Source organism: Arenibacter palladensis (assembly GCF_900129275.1).
In the GTDB taxonomy this organism is placed as follows: Bacteria; Bacteroidota; Bacteroidia; order Flavobacteriales; family Flavobacteriaceae; genus Arenibacter; species Arenibacter palladensis.
The window spans coordinates 284,674-302,306 of record NZ_FQUX01000005.1 but is presented as its reverse complement, the minus strand read 5'-3'; the positions used below and the strand labels follow the sequence as shown (position 1 = coordinate 302,306).

Annotated in this window: 13 protein-coding genes; 7 read left to right on the top strand and 6 right to left on the bottom strand. The window is 40.6% G+C overall.

Features of this window, described 5'->3' with window-relative positions; translation table 11 throughout:
• From BUA60_RS15320 to BUA60_RS15305, 4 genes are all read left to right on the top strand, one after another.
• Entirely contained in the window at nucleotides 1-1,671 is a 1,671-nt protein-coding gene (locus BUA60_RS15320) for a RagB/SusD family nutrient uptake outer membrane protein (protein ID WP_072863156.1), read from the top strand.
• 13 nt (nucleotides 1,672-1,684) lie between these two features.
• Nucleotides 1,685-4,210, top strand: coding sequence for an alkaline phosphatase D family protein (locus tag BUA60_RS15315; protein WP_072863154.1), 2,526 nt, complete (start codon nucleotides 1,685-1,687; stop codon nucleotides 4,208-4,210).
• Between the two features lie 97 nt (nucleotides 4,211-4,307).
• Complete coding sequence (locus BUA60_RS15310) at nucleotides 4,308-5,870, top strand: sulfatase family protein (protein ID WP_072863152.1); 1,563 nt, start codon at nucleotides 4,308-4,310, stop codon at nucleotides 5,868-5,870.
• A gap of 113 nt (nucleotides 5,871-5,983) precedes the next feature.
• Nucleotides 5,984-7,453, top strand: coding sequence for a sulfatase family protein (locus tag BUA60_RS15305; RefSeq protein ID WP_072863256.1), 1,470 nt, complete (start codon nucleotides 5,984-5,986; stop codon nucleotides 7,451-7,453).
• Between the two features lie 35 nt (nucleotides 7,454-7,488).
• Here BUA60_RS15305 and BUA60_RS23380 read toward each other — a convergent pair whose 3' ends face one another.
• Nucleotides 7,489-7,617, bottom strand: coding sequence for a hypothetical protein (locus BUA60_RS23380; RefSeq protein ID WP_262483039.1), 129 nt, complete (start codon nucleotides 7,615-7,617; stop codon nucleotides 7,489-7,491).
• A gap of 211 nt (nucleotides 7,618-7,828) precedes the next feature.
• Here BUA60_RS23380 and BUA60_RS15300 point away from each other — a divergent pair, with 211 nt between their 5' ends.
• Nucleotides 7,829-8,671 carry a phosphatase PAP2 family protein gene (locus BUA60_RS15300; protein WP_072863151.1) on the top strand — a complete coding sequence of 281 codons (843 nt, stop codon included), beginning with the start codon at nucleotides 7,829-7,831 and terminating at the stop codon, nucleotides 8,669-8,671.
• A gap of 460 nt (nucleotides 8,672-9,131) precedes the next feature.
• Here the strand turns inward: BUA60_RS15300 and BUA60_RS15295 are convergent, their stop codons facing one another.
• Entirely contained in the window at nucleotides 9,132-9,575 is a 444-nt protein-coding gene (locus tag BUA60_RS15295; protein WP_072863149.1) for a hypothetical protein, read from the bottom strand.
• A gap of 397 nt (nucleotides 9,576-9,972) precedes the next feature.
• Between BUA60_RS15295 and BUA60_RS15290 the strand changes: the two genes are divergently transcribed.
• Complete coding sequence (locus BUA60_RS15290; RefSeq protein ID WP_178347009.1) at nucleotides 9,973-10,881, top strand: lysophospholipid acyltransferase family protein; 909 nt, start codon at nucleotides 9,973-9,975, stop codon at nucleotides 10,879-10,881.
• 77 nt (nucleotides 10,882-10,958) lie between these two features.
• On the opposite strand, the gene BUA60_RS15285 is transcribed toward BUA60_RS15290, so the two are convergent.
• The gene (locus tag BUA60_RS15285) at nucleotides 10,959-13,580 is read right to left on the bottom strand and encodes a sodium:solute symporter family protein (RefSeq protein WP_072863147.1); all 2,622 of its coding nucleotides are present in this window, start codon (nucleotides 13,578-13,580) and stop codon (nucleotides 10,959-10,961) included.
• A gap of 121 nt (nucleotides 13,581-13,701) precedes the next feature.
• Nucleotides 13,702-14,475 carry a creatininase family protein gene (locus BUA60_RS15280; protein ID WP_072863145.1) on the bottom strand — a complete coding sequence of 258 codons (774 nt, stop codon included), beginning with the start codon at nucleotides 14,473-14,475 and terminating at the stop codon, nucleotides 13,702-13,704.
• A gap of 215 nt (nucleotides 14,476-14,690) precedes the next feature.
• Here BUA60_RS15280 and BUA60_RS15275 point away from each other — a divergent pair, with 215 nt between their 5' ends.
• Nucleotides 14,691-15,416, top strand: coding sequence for a FadR/GntR family transcriptional regulator (locus BUA60_RS15275; protein ID WP_072863143.1), 726 nt, complete (start codon nucleotides 14,691-14,693; stop codon nucleotides 15,414-15,416).
• 22 nt (nucleotides 15,417-15,438) lie between these two features.
• Here BUA60_RS15275 and BUA60_RS15270 read toward each other — a convergent pair whose 3' ends face one another.
• Together BUA60_RS15270 and BUA60_RS15265 are read right to left on the bottom strand one after the other, a co-directional pair.
• Entirely contained in the window at nucleotides 15,439-16,317 is an 879-nt protein-coding gene (locus tag BUA60_RS15270; RefSeq protein ID WP_072863141.1) for a phytanoyl-CoA dioxygenase family protein, read from the bottom strand.
• A gap of 163 nt (nucleotides 16,318-16,480) precedes the next feature.
• Nucleotides 16,481-17,611, bottom strand: a complete 1,131-nt coding sequence (locus tag BUA60_RS15265; RefSeq protein ID WP_072863139.1) for a sialidase family protein — start codon at nucleotides 17,609-17,611, stop codon at nucleotides 16,481-16,483.
• Between the last annotated feature and the right edge of the window lie 22 nt (nucleotides 17,612-17,633).

The following is a 17,633-nucleotide window of genomic DNA, read 5'->3' as shown; positions in this document are numbered from 1 at the left end:
ATGATTAAAATATATAAAAAAGAGTCATATAATTCTAGGTCCCTAAAATTGCTTTTACTGGGCATCCTTTCAATGGGAACAATGGTCTCCTGTGATAAGGAACTGGAACAATTTCCCAGTAATGCTTTTGCGGCTGATAATTTCTGGACTTCGGAGTCCAACGCCAACATTGCCTTGACGGGTGCATATAGAGGTTCTGTGGAATATAGTACACAAGTGGTGCCTTCGGATTGGTGGACCTATTGCGGTATCGTATTTATGGAATTTGCCACGGACAATGCCTATGACCGTAGAGGGGATAACTCAACCCAGAATCGTTTGACCAACGGAACGCTCTTGCCAAATAACAATGTTATAAACGGATATTGGCAAGGCTCGTACAAGAGGATCGCTATTTGCAACGATTTCCTGGAAAATATTGACAAGGTGGATATGGAACAGGCCAAAATAGATAGAATGAAGGCCGAAGTTCAGTTTCTAAGGGCCACACAGTATTTTTACCTTTCACAGTTTTGGGGCAGTGCTCCTTTGGTAACCTCTACCTTGACGCCAGATGAGGCCAACAACGTGGATAAGGCCTCAAAAACGGAATTGGTGACCTTTGTAGAGAATGAGCTTAAGGCAGCTACCGCAGCGCTTCCGACATTCGGGGAACTGAAAGCAGGGGAAGCCGGTAGAGCAAGTAAACAAGCGGCACTTGCTTTTCTGGGAAGGTTGTATCTTGGGGAGAAGAATTTCTCAGGGGCTTCGGCGGTCTACAAGCAGATTATAGATATGGGCGATAATATTATCGATCCAGATTATAAATCCCTATTTATTCCGTCCAACGAGAACAGTAGCGAGAATATTTTTAGTGCCCAGTATTTTGGAGGGCAGGCAGGAAATGCACTGCCTCAGCACGCCTATCCAGCAGTTGCCTCAGGGTGGCATATCGTAAACCCTTTAGGAAGTCTAGCGGATGCCTATGGTTTTGACGATGGAACTCCATTGTCCTATGATGATCCAAAATTCGACTATGCTGACATGGGGGCCAATAGAGACCCCAGGTTTAGATATAACCTTATATGGGATGGTGCCACATTCGCCGGTAGGATCTATGATTGTCATCCAGACTCTTCCGGATCTGTAGATCAATTAACCTATTCCAAGCAGGCAACCAGAACAGGTTACGGTCTGCGCAAGTTTTTTGATGAATCCTTTAGTGGTAACTTAAGGACGGACTATGGTGGCAATATTCCAATCATCAGATACGCGGAAGTATTGTTGAGTTATTTGGAGGCCGAGCTCGAGGCTGGGAATGCCATTACCCAACAATTACTGGACGAGACCATCAATGCCGTTAGGGGTAGGGCCTCAGTAGGCTTGCCACCTATAACGGAAACCAATGCCGCTACACTAAGACCTATTTTAAGAAATGAAAGAAGAATTGAGTTGGCCTTGGAAGGTCAAAGATTATGGGATATCTTTAGATGGGGGATTGGTGATGAAGTGTTAGTAGGGGATTTTTGGGGGGCACCATTCCCGAATTCCACCCTTTATCCAACAACCTCAAAGAAAATAGACCCACAATTTAGGTGGTATGTGACCACTAAAGATTTCAGGGAAGGTGTGGACGATGTATGGCCAATTCCAGAGTCTGAAGTCAACGTAAATCCCAAATTAGGGAATTAATCCTATTGCTATAATGGTTTTAAAGAGAAGAAATTTTATTCAAAAAGTAGGGTTGGCAATTCCAATAATTGCCAACCCTTTCTCCAATATTTTCGCCCAAAGTGGAGTGTTGGACAAGGCACTAAACAGTAGTTCCAGAAAATCCATCGACTTTAATTTTGAAAGTTTAAATGACAGGGTTTGGATTGGAAAGGATTTTTGGAGTATTCCCATGGAAGATTGGGAAATAGGAAATAAGAGACTGGAGTTTAAAGGGACTATGCGGAATGCCCGCTTACATCTACTTACCTATGTGCTAAAAAAGGACAAGGGAGATTTTCGCATTAAAAGTAGAATTGGGCTGTTAAAAAATAATAATGACAAAGGGAGTGTCGGTTTTTCTATCGGAATAAAGGATACTACAGATCCCAATAGTGTAAAGGCAGCCTGTTATTTTGGTGAAGGATTATCTACTGGTATTTCCCTGGAAGGTAAATTGTTTGTAGCCGACAAAGAAGCTCAGCTTCCCCAAAATTTTGATTTTAACGATTTTACTTTGGAATTTGTGGGGTTCCCAAAAAATGGAGATTACGAATGTAAGTTGATCGCTGTGGATAAGGAGGATCGAAAAACGGAATTAACCTATCATCATGCTGGTGAAATTGAAGGTCTGGTGGCTTTGGAACAGAACCTAAACGAAAAGGAGGGGAGTACCTTTTGGTCTCGGTCAATTTCCCTTGATGGTACAAAGGTGGAATATGTTCCCGACAACAGTTTTGGGCCTATCCTTTGGGCCATGTACACGCTTTCTATGGGAAAACTTAAATTAACGGCACAGCTCCCTCCTGTAGGTAACAAGGATTCACAAAAGGTGGAGCTACAATTTTTTAGGAAGGGTAAATGGGTCAAGGAAGAAAAAGGAGAAATTGATCCCGTATCCTATAGTATAATTTTTTCAATAGAAAATTGGGATTCAGCCCAAGATACACCTTATCGTTTGGTATATTCCATAGACAAGGAAAAGCATTATTATACAGGTGCTATAAGACAAGAACCAAATGACCGGCCACTGCGATTTGGTGGATTAACCTGCCAGGAATGGGCGGGATATCCATATCGTCCCTTGGTGGAGAATCTTGAAAAATCCAACCCGGATATGCTGTATTTCTCCGGAGATCAGTTATACGAGGGCAATGGAGGATACCCTATTAAAAGAGAGCCTGAGGATAGTGCCATTTTAAATTATTTGGGAAAATGGTATATGTTCGGTTGGGCTTTTGGAAATATTATGCGCGATCGGCCTACAATTTGCACGCCCGATGACCACGATGTTTATCAAGGCAATCTTTGGGGAGAAGGAGGGGAAGGCATTTCATTTGAGAAATGGAAAAAAGTAACCGATGCCCATGGAGGACTTGTCCAGACTCCAAAAATGGTCAATGTTGTTTACCGCACCCAATGTGGTCACCTTCCAGATCCTTATGATCCATCGCCCTTACCATCAGGAATCACGAATTGGTTTACCCAAATGGTTTACGGTAAGGTTAGTTTCGCTATTGTAAGTGATAGATTGTTTAAATCTGGTCCGGAGATGCTCCGTAGTGGGGAAGGTAGGATAGATCATCTTACGGCTCCGGCCAAACCGGAAGAACTTGATTCCAATGACCTGGATTTCTTTGGAAATCGTCAAATGGAGTTTTTGAATGGCTGGGTCGGTGATTGGGAGGGAGCAAATATGAAGGTGCTGTTAAGTCAGACTTTGTTTTCCAATGTAGGTACCCATCACGGTCCCAAAAAGCAATTCTTGTTTGGCGATTTGGACTCGGGAGGTTGGCCCAAATCTAAACGGGATGAGGTAATACGGACCATAAGAAAAGCTTCTGTTTTTCATATAAACGGGGATCAACATTTGCCCTTTATGGTACAATATAGCGTGGATGAAGTACGGGATGGAGGCTGGACCTTCTGTACCCCGGCAATTTCAACGGGTTACCCAAGATGGGGACAACCAGATTCGGTCAATGTGCCTTTTACGGATAGACCAGCACATGGCTTGCCCAATACGGGCTGTTATCGCGATGGGTTTGGAAATATTAATTATATCTATGCCGTTGGGAATCCGACTGATGACTTTGACCTTGAGAAAAACAGATATCTAAAGGCTCAGAAAAAGGCATCCGGTTATGGGATAGTTACTTTTGATACCGGAGCTAGGACCATAAAAATGGAAGCGATCCGGTTTTTGGCGGACCTTGGGGCGGAATCCGAAGAAAACACTTACCCCGGTTGGCCACTGACCATCGACCAAGCTGATAATGATGGTAGAAGGGCATTTGGCTACCTGCCGAAATTACAATTAAAAAAATCCAACCAAGTTGTAAAGATTATTAATGAGGAGACCAATGAAATGGTGAAATCCCTAAGGGTTAAGGGCAACGAATATATTCCTCCCGTTTACTCTTTGGCCAAGTACACTTTGGTGATAGGGGAAGGGCAAAATGAAAAGATCATTAAATCGGTCGATATAAGTACGGACCCCAAGGAGGTCATGGAGGTCTAGAACAAATACAAAACATGTGTTAAATGCCAGCCAAAAACAAAAGGGTAGTATCTTACAGGCTGCTAAAATCAAAATCAGTAAATTAATTAAATAGAATATGAAGATTATCAAAAAGAGTTTGTTCCAATCCGCGCTGGTTGTTTTGCTTATGCTAGGATGTAAATCCAAGGCAGAAAAAGAGGTTGCTGTTGTGGAAAGTTCTAAAAAACCCAACATTGTATTTATTTATATGGATGATCTTGGCTATGGGGATATGAGCGCCTATGGTGCCACCGAGATCAGCACTCCAAATATGGATGCCCTGGCAAAGGGAGGAGTGCAGTTTACCAATGGCTATGCCACCTCTGCCACCTGTACCCCAAGTAGGTATGCCATATTAACCGGTAGGTATCCCTGGCGCAATAAGGACGCCAAAATATTACCGGGAACTGCTCCCTTGATTATTGATACGACCCAAATTACGGTTCCCAAAATGCTGCAGGAGAAAGGCTATGCCACCGGTATTGTGGGGAAATGGCACTTGGGACTTGGTAGTGGCATGGTAAACTGGAACGAACGGGTATCGCCTGGTCCCAACGAAGTTGGTTTCGATTATTCCTATATTCTAGCCGCAACACAGGATAGGGTGCCAACGGTATATATTGCCGACGGTTATGTAGACGGATTGGATCCCAACGACCCCATAGAAGTTAGTTATAAAGAGAATTTTGAGGGTGAGCCTACAGGATTGGACAACCCGGAACTGACTACCATGAAATGGCATCATGGGCACAACAACAGTATAGTGAATGGAGTACCGCGAATAGGCTTTATGAAAGGCGGGGAGGCTGCCAAATGGAGCGATGTGGATATGGCGGACCATTTTTTGGCCAAGGCCCAACAGTATGTAAAGGAGCATAAAGACGGACCATTTTTCCTTTATTACGCCCTTCAGCAGCCGCATGTTCCCCGTACCCCCCATCCGCGTTTTGTAGGGAAATCGGGTATGGGTCCTAGGGGAGACGTTATTCTGGAGGCCGATTGGATGATAGGAGAGTTTATGAAAACCTTGGAAGAGGAGGGAATATTGGAGAATACATTGATCGTCTTCTCTAGTGATAACGGCCCGGTGGTAAATGATGGCTACTATGACGAGGCCGTAGAGAAATTGGGCAACCATACCCCGGCAGGAATATTAAGGGGAGGTAAGTACAGCTTGTTCGAGGCAGGTACCAAAGTTCCCTTTATTACCTATTGGAAAGGCACCATTGCTCCGGGAAAATCCAATGCCATGGTGTGCCAAGTGGACTTGCTCACTTCAATGGCCGCTTTGGTTGGAAGTGATAAAACAGGGGAGGATAGTGAGAACCTTTTGGATGAATTTTTAGGCAAATCCAATAACGGGAGGGATCAATTGGTGTTGGAAGCTACCTCAAGAACGGCCTTCAGAAAAGGAAATTGGGCTATGATTCCACCTTATAAGGGACCTGCGGTTATTAAGTCGGTCAATATAGAAATTGGAAATTCAGAAAAATATCAGCTGTATGATTTAGAAAAAGACCCTAGTCAAAAAGAGAACTTGGCAAAATCCAATCCGGAAAAACTTCAGGAATTAGTTGCGGATTTCGAAAAGATTCGGGGCATAGGTACAGGGGAAATAGAAGACTTGGAGTTGAAATAGACTTTTGTTAATGGCTGCAGAATAATGAAAAATTAGAATCAAATATGTTCTCTGGTTGCTTTTCCTTGGCCTAGAATAATATTATGTTGAATTTTTATAAACAAATATATCCAATGAATTTAAGGCTACTAGTTTTAGGTATTACCATTATAGGGTGTTTGCTTCTTGGTTGTGCAGATAAAAAAGAAGAAGTACAGTCTAAACCGATTTCTACAACCAGGCCCAATATAATACTTTTTGTTGCCGATGACCACGGAACAGATGCTTTGGGTGCTTATGGAAATAATGTAATTAAGACGCCCAACCTGGATCAATTGGCTAGGGAAGGCGTGCGTTTCAACAATGCCTATTGTACTACAGCGAGTTGTGCAGCCAGTAGATCGGTTATTCTTACCGGGCTATTCGGTCATGCCACAGGTTCTTATGGTCATGTGCATGATTACCACCATTTTAGTACCTACGATAAAGTAAAATCCTTACCGGTATTATTGGAGAAAGAGGGTTATGCCACAGCTAGGATAGGCAAGTACCACGTGGCTCCCGAATCGGTATACCATTTTCAAGAGGAGTTAAAGGCCAACCCAAGAAACACCGTGGAAATGGCCGAGCAATGTAAGGGTGTATTGAATTCGGAAAAGCCATTATTTCTTTATTTCTGTACAGATGACCCGCATCGTGCAGCCTCGACCAATCCTGGACAGTGGGACGCGCCGAACAGTTTCGGAAATAAGGTGGAAGGGTATGCCGGTGTAGAAACTATAACTTATAAGCCCGAAGAGGTTGTGGTTCCGGATTTTTTGCCTGATACCAAGGAAAGCAGGGAAGAAATTGCGCAATACTATCAAAGTGTCTCTAGGATAGATCAAGGTTTTGGTAAATTGATGCAGATGCTCAAGGAGTCGGGCAAGGCAGACAACACTATTGTTATTTATATATCCGACAACGGAATGGCTTTTCCGGGGGCAAAGACCACCCTTTATGAGCCTGGGATGAAACTGCCCTGTATTATTAAGGACCCTAATTCTAAATTGAAGAATACCACTTCGGATGCTATGATTTCTTGGGTAGATTTGACTCCCACTATCTTGGATATGGCGAAAGTGGATATAAAGGAAAAATCCTTTCATGGACGTTCTTTTAAAGATGTATTGAACGTAAAGGAACCTGAAGGTTGGGATCAAATATATGCCTCCCATACCTTTCATGAAATCACTATGTATTACCCCATGCGTGTGGTGCGCGACAAAAATTACAAGTTTATAAGAAACATAGCATGGCGATCGGAATATCCCTTTGCCTCGGACTTATGGGCAGCATCTACCTGGCAGGAAGTATATCGTAACAACAAGGAGTTTTACGGAAAAAGAAAGGTTCAGGATTACCTATTTCGCCCTGAATTTGAATTATTCGATCTGGAAAAAGATCCAGATGAAATGTTGAATTTGGCCAACGACCCAAACTATAAGGGAGTCATGGATGAAATGATCAAAAAAATGAAGGACTTTCAAATTAAAACCCGTGACCCTTGGTTGATTACTTGGGATCACGATAGTTCTCTTCAGGGAACTGGAATAAATTTATAACGTATTGGTTTTTGAGTATATAAGGTCACTGTGCATTAATTGCATATTGCTTCCAACGAAAGTGGATCAAAGATTCTTCTATCCAAGGTATGCGCTAATTGTTTTTTGTAATAGGGATTGAATACCTGTCCTGCAGCTTTGGTGGGGTCGTTTTTTCGTTTCAAAGAAGTTTAAATGTGGTTTTATATGAATTGACCGCCCAACGAATAATGTTTGGATAAGTAATGATGAGGGGCTGAATGTTTAATTTGCCTGTATGAACCTTTAAGGGTGGCAGTTTCCGCTATTATTTGCCTTTTATATACTGGAATACGATAATGTTTACAAATAAAACCATAATTGGTTATTTTTGGCTAAGGTTAAGATCGAGTTCTGATGGCGGTAAAAGTGAAAGTAATTGGTTTTTGTTTAGTCCTATTCTTGTGTATTCCTAAATTGGAGGGGCAATCCCGTGTTAAGGACACGCTAACAACATGGCAAACGTTGGGATATGATGGGGCAAGTGCCTTTGGGGGATTAAAATATGCTTACTCCAGACCATTTCATTGGGGGAAAAAGGATTTTTTAACGGCAGGCGGCATAGTATTGGGTACAGTCGCCTTATTTACTTTTGACGAGGAAAGTTCCAATTGGTTTCAGGGTCAGGAAGAGGACGTGCCAGGAGTGCTTAAGGAAACGGGCTATTATCTCGGAAAACCATTGTACAACTATTCCATAAACGGGGGAGTGTATTTAATAGGTCTTTTAACGAAGAATGAAGATTGGAGAAAAACAGGGGTGCTCTTAATTTCATCGGCCACTACGGTCGGATTGATACAGACCGTGAGTAAAACTTTAGTGGGGAGGGCCAGGCCCATTGCCAATGTAGGAAAAGCAAGTTTTGAACCATTTAGTAAGGAGGCTGCCTATCACAGTTTTCCGTCCGGCCACACCATATTGGCATTCACTACCTTCTATGCCATTGGTAAACAGTTTGAAAATCCTTGGGCCAAAGGCGGATTTTATACTTTGGGGCTGCTTTCCCCGGTAAGCAGACTATGGAGCGGAGCACATTGGTTGACCGATGTAGCGCTGAGTATAGCAGTAAGTGTTGTGGTGGTCGATTCTATTGATAGGTATCTGGAGAAGGAGAGGTATCCTAAGGAATTTTCCAAGGATAGGATTAGCTGGAAACTTCAAGTTGGACCTGGCACTATTGGGTTAAGGGGGACTTTTTAGCGTTGTAAAAATATTTTGTTATAGAAAGGGGAAGTGCATAAAGCATTCTTCCCCTTTAGTAATTTAATAGGTCCTTCTTTTAACTATTTTGTAGGTAATTAGCGCTAAGGCTATAAGTAGACAAAACACAATAGAGATGAAGGGGTTATTGTCTATAAGCTTTACGATTGGGGCTACTATTTCCATGACATATAATGATTTCAATTTATCTAACAATTAGATTAACTATCAACGATTTTTTTACTTAGATATTTTATCTCTACAAAGGTTGCTCCAAAACTTCTTAAATAAATTGCAAAACACTCCCAAACTTTGTTAAAACTTACTATTACGGGGGTTTTAACAAAGTTTGGGAATGGTGGGAAGGATAGTCATTGAGTCAAACGAAAATAAGACCCAAGCTATAATAGCCAGACTATGGGATAACAAAAATAATTGGCGCTTTATGTTCGATCGGAACTCAGTTCAGCAACCTATTTCCTTTGTCCTTTTTCATCACCTTGGATACCAGTTTAAAAAGGCGCGATTTAAGTTCCCTATAGTGAAGGGTATATTGGGATATTTCTGAATTTAGTTCCCAATGGGTTTCGGTATAGGCTTTTTCCATTTTCAATTGGTCTATTTCATCTAACATAATTTCCAATTGGTTCTCATGGGCCTGTACTTTTTTCATAAGCACAATTATTTCCTTTTCGGCATTTGTTATGGCACCTATGATTTCCTTACTTTCGTTGAACACGGTCGAATCTGTTAATTGTAAAGTGTATGATTTTACCAAATCGTTCAAGAACAGCTGTTCGTCCCTTATGAATTTTAATTCGGACATCCATTGCAGGCTGGCCTCGTGCATTTCACTTGGATCCAACCACTCCATCATTCTTTTTTTATTAATTGCAGCACTCATAATTTTGTGTTTTATATATAATACATGAACCTTGAGGTATAGGATCTCCCAATATTTATTGACTTATTTGGAAGTACCAAATGCAGGTAATGGATAAATAATGGTCGGTTATTGCAATTTTTATACCTACAACCTTAAAGTTAGGAAATTGAAAAACCTAGGTAAATGATATTGGTCATTTTTAAGGATGTATATAAGCATTTATGTTACCTTACTTATCGAAATTTGTAGTTAATTAACTTAAAATCAATAAATTATTTGATATTTTAAATATATTAACAAATTCTTACCGTTACATTTTTTATGATTAGGGAGAAGTATTTTTATTTTTGCATATTGCCATTGCATTGAATCATAATTGATGCGGATTTATTTGGGGAACATAAGACTGATTGGGATGAAGTACCTATCAAAATTAAAATTTCTGCCATTTTATACGGTTTCCATATTACCAATGGGGGTGCTTTATGTTCTCTCGGATATGATGTATTTTTTGGTATACCGGTTAGTGGGGTATCGGAAAAAGGTGGTGTTCAATAACCTTAGAAACTCATTTCCCTCCAAGAGTGAAGAGGAGATTGGGCAGATTGCCAAAGATTTTTATAGACATTTCTGTGATATTGTTTTGGAATCGTTTAAAAGGTTGACGATAGGGGAGAAGGAAATTAAAAAACGCTTGCTGATCAAGAATCCGGAGTTGATCCAAGAGTATGTAAATGACCAACGAAGTATTCTCATGTACACAGGGCATCAAGGCAATTGGGAGTGGTTGGTTTTTTTGCCTTTAATGTTTCCCTATAGTTCCAATACATTTTACAAGCCTATTAAAAACAAGTATTTTGATGAGTTGTTCAAAAATATGCGGGAACGTTTTGGTGTAAATTGTGTGGAATCGGACAAGGGATTTAGGACCATAATAGATAATCATCAAAGGAAAATACTTACCTTAAATTGCATGATCGGCGACCAAAGTCCAACTAAAAAGAGTTCCAAATACTGGTATAATTTTCTAAATCAGGAAACCGCTTTTTTTATAGGTGCCGATAAGATAGCCAAGAAGACAGATCAGGTAGTCTTATTTCCATTTTTCAAAAAACTCAGGAGAGGTTATTACGAATTGGAGTTTCGAATCATTGAAGATCACCCCCAAATAAGGGACAATTTTGAGATATTGGAAAAATATGCCCAACAATTGGAACAGGCCATTATTAGTGCCCCTGAGTTGTGGTTGTGGAGCCATAGACGATGGAAACTGAAAAGGGAAAACGACCCCTTTATGCCGGAATTGGAATACGCTTCCAAATAGGTTGGCCTTGGTTCATGGCTTACCTCATCGTCCAAATTGAATTAGCAAAAATATAGGTATTGGCAAGCTAATAAGCTTTAGATTTGGGGTCCATTCTGTTTTTTGTTCTTAAAAATCAGACTAAATACATATCCAAAAACAAAACAGGATACCAATCCAAAAAAGGCGTACATTAAAAAGTTTATAGTGGTATAGTTACTAACATAGTATATTAAGGCCCCACTGAACACAAATCCGATCAGCGTGCCTTTGGCATTTGCTTTTTTTGTCAACATGCCCAAAAGGAACATTCCTCCAAGGCCACCTGTAAAAAGACCTAGGTACCTGTAAAATTCATCCCATAAGGATTTTATGTTGGAACTCGCCATCCACAATGCAAACAACACCCCTAAAATTCCTGTGGTTATGGTAGCCAACCTTGCAATTCGTAAAAGGCGCAAATCTGCTATTTCAGGACGGAAGTGCTGGTAAAAGTCACTGCAGAATGCAGTGGAAACGGAATTTAGGCTACTACTGATGCTGGACATTGCCGCTGAAAAAATTCCTGCCACAAGCAGTCCGGAGACCCCTATTGGAAGTTCTTTAACAATGTACCACGGAAAAATGGAGTCGTTGTTGGTAATGGATGGGGATAAGCGATCGGGCATCTCCGAATAGAATATAAATAGCAAGGTTCCAATACCGAAGAATATTATGGTTGCCGGTAGGGTCATAATGGCGTTGGTGTAAACTGTTTTCTGTGAATCCTTGATATTTCTACTGGTTAAATATCGCTGAACAATCGTTTGGTCCGTACCTTGGGTGACCAAAGCAGAAGCCAATCCTCCAATAAATACTACCCAAAAAGTGGAGTCGGTAAAATTGAGTTCCATGTTCATAATGTTGAACTTATTGCTTTCCGAAGCATAATCTATCATTTCACCGAAATTGGCTTCTGTATGCAGCATAATCCAGATAATTGCCAAAACACTGCCCCCCATTAAAACTATTACCTGCATTACATCGGTCCAGATTACTGCCTCGATACCTCCAAAAGCGGTATATATTATACAAAGTATACCCATTAATAATATACAGGCCTCAACTGGTATTCCCGTAACTATGGATACCGCTAATGAGGGAAGCAACAGGACTATACCTATTCTCCCTAATTGAAACAAAATAAAGGACAGACTACCTAATGCCCTGGCCGTATAATTAAATCTATTCTCCAGAAACTCGTAAGCTGTGGATATACGAAGTTTGGCAAAATATGGAATAAATATATAGGCGATAACAGGGGTAATCAGAATGGCGGTCATATTTAGCATAAAATAGGACCAATCTGTAATAAAAGCTTTGGCCGGAATGGCCATAAAGGTTATTGCACTCAACAAGGTACCAAAAACACTAAGGCCCGAAGCCCACCAGGGTATACGCCCACCTCCGGTAAAGTAGTCTTCAGTAGAGCGTTGTTTTCTTGAAAAATATAGGCCTATAAGGACGGATATGCATAGATATGCCGCCAATACCCCATAATTTAAAAGCCCAAAGGGATGTGCGGCTTCAGCAATTTGGAACGCTTGGACTTTAGGCGTTCGTATACCCGGAGAAATTTCACCAGAAACGATTACAAAATTGTCCTGATTACGATAGTACAATGCCGTAACCGGTATTTTAGTGTCCAGACTATCATGAATGAACCACTTTTTCGTAATGGTATTGTAGGCCAATATGTTTTTACTAAAGCCGGGATGGGCATTTAGAATTTTATTTCTTGATTGCATTAAATTTTGCCGTAATGAATCATTGGTCTCTTGGGAAATTTGTAAGCTATATTTTTCCAGTTTATTGAAAAGTATTTCATCAGAGCCCCCGTAAATCATTATATGCATAGATCCCATCGCTTCGGCTGAAGCACCCATCAATACAATGGGATTTTGGTCTATTATAACTTCACCTTCCTCTTCCCAAGTGTTGTTTTTAAGATTATAGGATAAATAGGTTCTTAGAGCTTCCGATGGTTTGCCCTTAACTTCATTCCTCCCACCAATAACAAATATCTTTTTTGCTTCAGTGGACTCCTGAACTACTGCGGTGTGAAGGGCTCTGGGAGGACCTGGGAAATCTGGAAGTCGTTCCCAGGAAGTTTTGGTTATTAGATTTAGTCGGTAAAAGGAGTTGGTGCTTCTGCCGTTATTTATGCCTCCAATAACATAGATATAGTCTCCGTTGATAACGGCTGCAGTGTTGGACAAAGGTTCTGGTAAGGCAGGGTAGTTAATTATGGATATGTCCAACGTATGTTTGTTGTAGCTTAAAAGAAAAACAGCATCACTGGTTTTTTCATTATTGTTGCCGCCAATACAGAGAATTCCATCGGGTAGATTTAGGGATGCCCCGTATGCCAATGGGAACGGTAGGGAAGTGTTTGATAATTTCCATGTATTGTCTTTGAGTATATAGATAGAATTGCTCCATTTTTTTTGACCTCCTTCCCATGGCAGTGCATCGGGAAAGTTGGCCCCTCCCGCAGCGATGATGACACCTTCATGTACACCTCCCAACATACCTGCGAAGCCCAAGGCCTGTTGCTGACCTTGATCGGCCGGGAGATTTGGATAATTGAGTATTGATAGTTTTAGGCTATCTTGACCAAAAACGGGTAAAGTGCTTACTAGCACTAGTATTAAAATAGTAATCTTTTGAAATATCCCCATATTAGATAAAATTATCTTGATTGAGCAATATACTTAAAATAATAGTATTATGTATGACATATTAAGTACATTTTATATTTTAATACCTTATGGTCTATTTGCTAGTGTTGGATAAATAAATTTACTCGTACATATCATCAACATCTGTCCGATGAAGTTCCATTAAAAATTCTGCAATGGCAGCTGTCACCGCCTTATGGAAGCTAGCTCCATTTTCCGCATTGGCCATTTTTGGATTTCCTACGCCGGTATCTTTGGTTACGGCTGTCCATTTACGCTGAGCGGAAACCCATCCCTCCTTAAGTCCTTTTATTTTAAAAGTTTTGGCTTCCCCATCGCCAGCTTCATCCAAGGGCAATACCCAATTAGGGGTTAAATGCATGACAACGGCAGTTTCCAATTCCCCGGCATGATCCCCCGGTTCATGAAAAAAGTCAGAGGCCTTGGCAGCCTGCCACCAATTCAGGGCGCATACGAATACAGCGGGATATATTATGCTCAGTTCCCTGATAATTTGTTTGAAATGATTACCTCCATGTCCGTTTACAATGACCAATTTGTAAATATTATTGGCTTCCAGAACCTGCACCAAATCTTTTAGTACGGCCATTTGTGTACTTGGGTTCATGTTTAAACATAGGTCAACATCCATTTGTCCGGTATTTACACCAAAAGGGATAGTGGGTAGAACAATGATTTTGGCGCCTTGTGACCAGGCCTTTTTAGCCGAAGCCATGGCAGCGCTTTCGGCTAAAATGTTATCGGTGCCGTAGGGCAAGTGGTAATTGTGTGCCTCAGTGGCACCCCAGGGTAATACTGCTACAGTATAATTCTGCTCTCTTACTGTTTTCCAATTGGTTTCTGCCAATACATACGGTCTAGGGTTTCTCTTCATATTTATGTTGTTGATGTCCTTTTAGGTAATTAAAGACATGTTTTACCATTAAAACTTGAAATATACTTGATTTTTTATAACAATATGTAGTACATAAAACAATTATTACACAATAAAGGAGAAATAGTTGTAATTTTGTTATAAATTACGCAAAAATTAATCCTCCGCCTTTAAATTAAACAAGGGTTATATCGCAATTCTAATTTTCGTAAAGAATGAGTACATTAAATAAAATAGAACCTTTGGAAAACCTGTCTTTGGTAGATAAGGCTGAAATTAGAATTTTAAAGTTTTTTAAGGAAAACAATTTAAAGCCGGGAGATGCTATTCCAAAGGAATTGGAATTTTCCGAAGCTTTTGGAGTAAGTAGAACAGTGGTTCGGGAAGCTTTGTTACGTTTAAGGACACTTGGGATTGTTGACTCCAAAAAACATCGGGGTATGATATTGACCCAGCCCGATATCATAAATAATTTTGAACGTATCCTTGACCCCACTTTACTTGGGGATGATACTTTAAGGAATTTATTTGAACTCCGCCTTATTATGGAAATGGGAATTGCGGATTTTCTCTTTGAGCACAAAACACAAAAGGACATGGATGAATTGGAGCGAATTGTGACTTTGGAAGAGGAAACAAGTTATGAAAAGGATCGCTTTTCTTTGGACCGGGAAATCGCATTTCATGGCAAGCTTTATCAAATGTCCAACAATGCCACTGTACAAAGGTTTCAAAGCCTTTTATTACCGGTTTTCGAGTATGTGTATTTAGAGGAGTCCAAGAAAAACAAAACAGATTACCAATATTCTTCAGGACAATTTGTTACCCATAGAATGTTAATGGACAATTTAAGGGTAGGTACCCCAGAAACTTATAGGAGTGCCATGCGCCGACACTTGGAACCTCATTTTGATCATGCCCTAAAAAACGGTAAAAAGTAGTACTACCCTTAGCTTAGTTGTTTTAAGAGGAATAAAGCAAAGGGAAAAATTTTCCGTCCATCTTATTACCTTTTGGAACTTTTGGAACTCCGGCCAAGAGCTCATCGTCCGTATTGCTTACTGTGCCATCGGCAAATACATTAAGGACAAATGCCCTTCTGCTTCTTTCCGATTTATTTTCGTAAGAACCATGTACCATTAGTGGATGATGAAAGGTGGCGAACCCCTTTTTGAGTTCAATGGGAGTGGGCTTAAACTCTTTTTTTTGATCCTCGCTAAGATATTTCATGAGTCCATCCATATCACCGGCAAGGGAAGGGGCATCCAAAAGACCCCATTTATGGCTTTTAGGGATATAATGGAGACAACCGTTTTCTGTATTGGCATCATCCAATCCTGTCCAACAGGTAAGATGTTGCATGGCTATTGTCCTGGTCCAATAGGAGTAGTCCTGATGCCAAGCTACTACACCACCATGAAGAGCCGGTTTACAAAATAATTGGTCGTGCCAAAACCTAACGGATTTGTTATCCAGTAATTGATGGGCTGCCATTATAAAGGCAGGGTTCCATAGAACATCATGTAAGCCCGGGGCAATGCGCCAATGACCCAGGGAATGGAACAAAACCGAATTTGGGTCTTGGGACTCGTTACTATGAAATTCGTAGAACAAATGATGGCCAGGATGATTCGGGTCCATTATTTCCGCCAATTCCTGATTTAACAAATCTACCTGCCAATCTTCCAAAAGCTTTATGCCGGATACATACCCAAATTCCTTAAAGTGGGCCAGCTGTTCATCGGATAGTTTGTATTGCTCCCATTCCGCAGCCGATTTTGGCAGTTGGAACATGTCCGAAACAGGATGGTCATAATCGGCTAAATCTTTTATAATGGACATAGTACAGTTTATTAATTTCTATTTGCAACCAATAAATTGCCACAACTCTAATTTGGTGGGCAAACTGTTATAAATATATCCAATATTTTTTGATATGTCAATTTATTTAGATCTAATGAAATTGTCGGAATGGCCTTGTAAATATTTTGTTACTATTAATTATCTATTTCTTTTTATTTTTCGGTTTTCTGTATTTGTCTTTACCGTCTGTCAGCCATTTTAGCGAAAAGCTTACGAAAGGGTTTTTCTGGTAATCATCCTGTTCAAAAAACAAACCTATATCCCCGTTCTCCATGATGGTCATGGATGAGTAAGCCGATTCTCCCTTATAAATTGTTTTTCCCTCTGACCAGGTTTCGCCTTCATCATAACTTATTCTAACCGTCATGTTAACTCGACCTTTTTCACTTTTAGCATTGGAGAACAACAACCTGTTTTTCTTATAGCCATCTTCAATAGAGGTATATCGGACAATACTGGCATTACATCCTGGATCTATCAAGCTAGGTTCGGGTCGGGTTTCCCAACTTTTTCCCTCATCACTGGAAATATGTACATATCTTTTTCCCTCTTTATTCGCCCTGGCATTGATCATCCAATCCCCATTGGCCAGCTCTACAATTTTGGATTCGTCAGCTGGACTCACAGGAGTATCTATAAAGAACCAGGATTTTCCATGGTCCTTGCTACCAAAAACATGCAACCCACTATTAAGATTTACCATACAGTGTAGGAGTGTGCCAGATCGGGTCTGAATACCACGGCCAGAGGTGATAAATTTAAAATCGCTATGCCATTCCTGCTTTGCAATTTGGGGAGTAATATCTTCCGGTTGGCTCCAGTTCTTGCCGTTATCTGCACTTTTCACAACATGTAAATAGTAAACGTCCTTTTCATTATCCAAATCCATATAATTGTAGAACAGGAAAATTTCGTTGGTAACGGCATCCACTATCATAGAGGGATCGGAAGCCGATTTTCCTAGTGGAAAATCTACTATTTTCTCTATTGCAGACCATGTTTTGCCATTATCGCTGCTTCGTCTTATCACAATATTAATATCCTTACTCCATTTTAGGTCGCCACAGGAAGGAACCCTTTCATCTATGGCAGCAATAATATCCCCATTTGGTGCGGTGGCCAAGGCTGGGATGCGATAGCAGGATACGTCCGGATTCATGGAGGTGTTGAACAGATCCTGATGGTTTATTACCCCATCGGCGATCTTAAAAGTTTCTTGTTGGGCACTACAGCCGAAGGCGACGAACAATAGTAGTATGAGTGTATTTTTCATGTCTAGTAAATTTATGATAATT

Bases quoted from the DNA above. Each gene is read 5' to 3' on its own strand.
- BUA60_RS15320 (WP_072863156.1), top strand. From the start codon at position 1: ATGATTAAAATATATAAAAAAGAGTCATATAATTCTAGGTCCCTAAAA.
- BUA60_RS15315 (WP_072863154.1), top strand. From the start codon at position 1,685: ATGGTTTTAAAGAGAAGAAATTTTATTCAAAAAGTAGGGTTGGCAATT.
- BUA60_RS15310 (WP_072863152.1), top strand. From the start codon at position 4,308: ATGAAGATTATCAAAAAGAGTTTGTTCCAATCCGCGCTGGTTGTTTTG.
- BUA60_RS15305 (WP_072863256.1), top strand. From the start codon at position 5,984: ATGAATTTAAGGCTACTAGTTTTAGGTATTACCATTATAGGGTGTTTG.
- BUA60_RS15300 (WP_072863151.1), top strand. From the start codon at position 7,829: ATGGCGGTAAAAGTGAAAGTAATTGGTTTTTGTTTAGTCCTATTCTTG.
- BUA60_RS15295 (WP_072863149.1), bottom strand. From the start codon at position 9,575: ATGAGTGCTGCAATTAATAAAAAAAGAATGATGGAGTGGTTGGATCCA.
- BUA60_RS15290 (WP_178347009.1), top strand. From the start codon at position 9,973: ATGAAGTACCTATCAAAATTAAAATTTCTGCCATTTTATACGGTTTCC.
- BUA60_RS15285 (WP_072863147.1), bottom strand. From the start codon at position 13,580: ATGGGGATATTTCAAAAGATTACTATTTTAATACTAGTGCTAGTAAGC.
- BUA60_RS15280 (WP_072863145.1), bottom strand. From the start codon at position 14,475: ATGAAGAGAAACCCTAGACCGTATGTATTGGCAGAAACCAATTGGAAA.
- BUA60_RS15275 (WP_072863143.1), top strand. From the start codon at position 14,691: ATGAGTACATTAAATAAAATAGAACCTTTGGAAAACCTGTCTTTGGTA.
- BUA60_RS15270 (WP_072863141.1), bottom strand. From the start codon at position 16,317: ATGTCCATTATAAAAGATTTAGCCGATTATGACCATCCTGTTTCGGAC.
- BUA60_RS15265 (WP_072863139.1), bottom strand. From the start codon at position 17,611: ATGAAAAATACACTCATACTACTATTGTTCGTCGCCTTCGGCTGTAGT.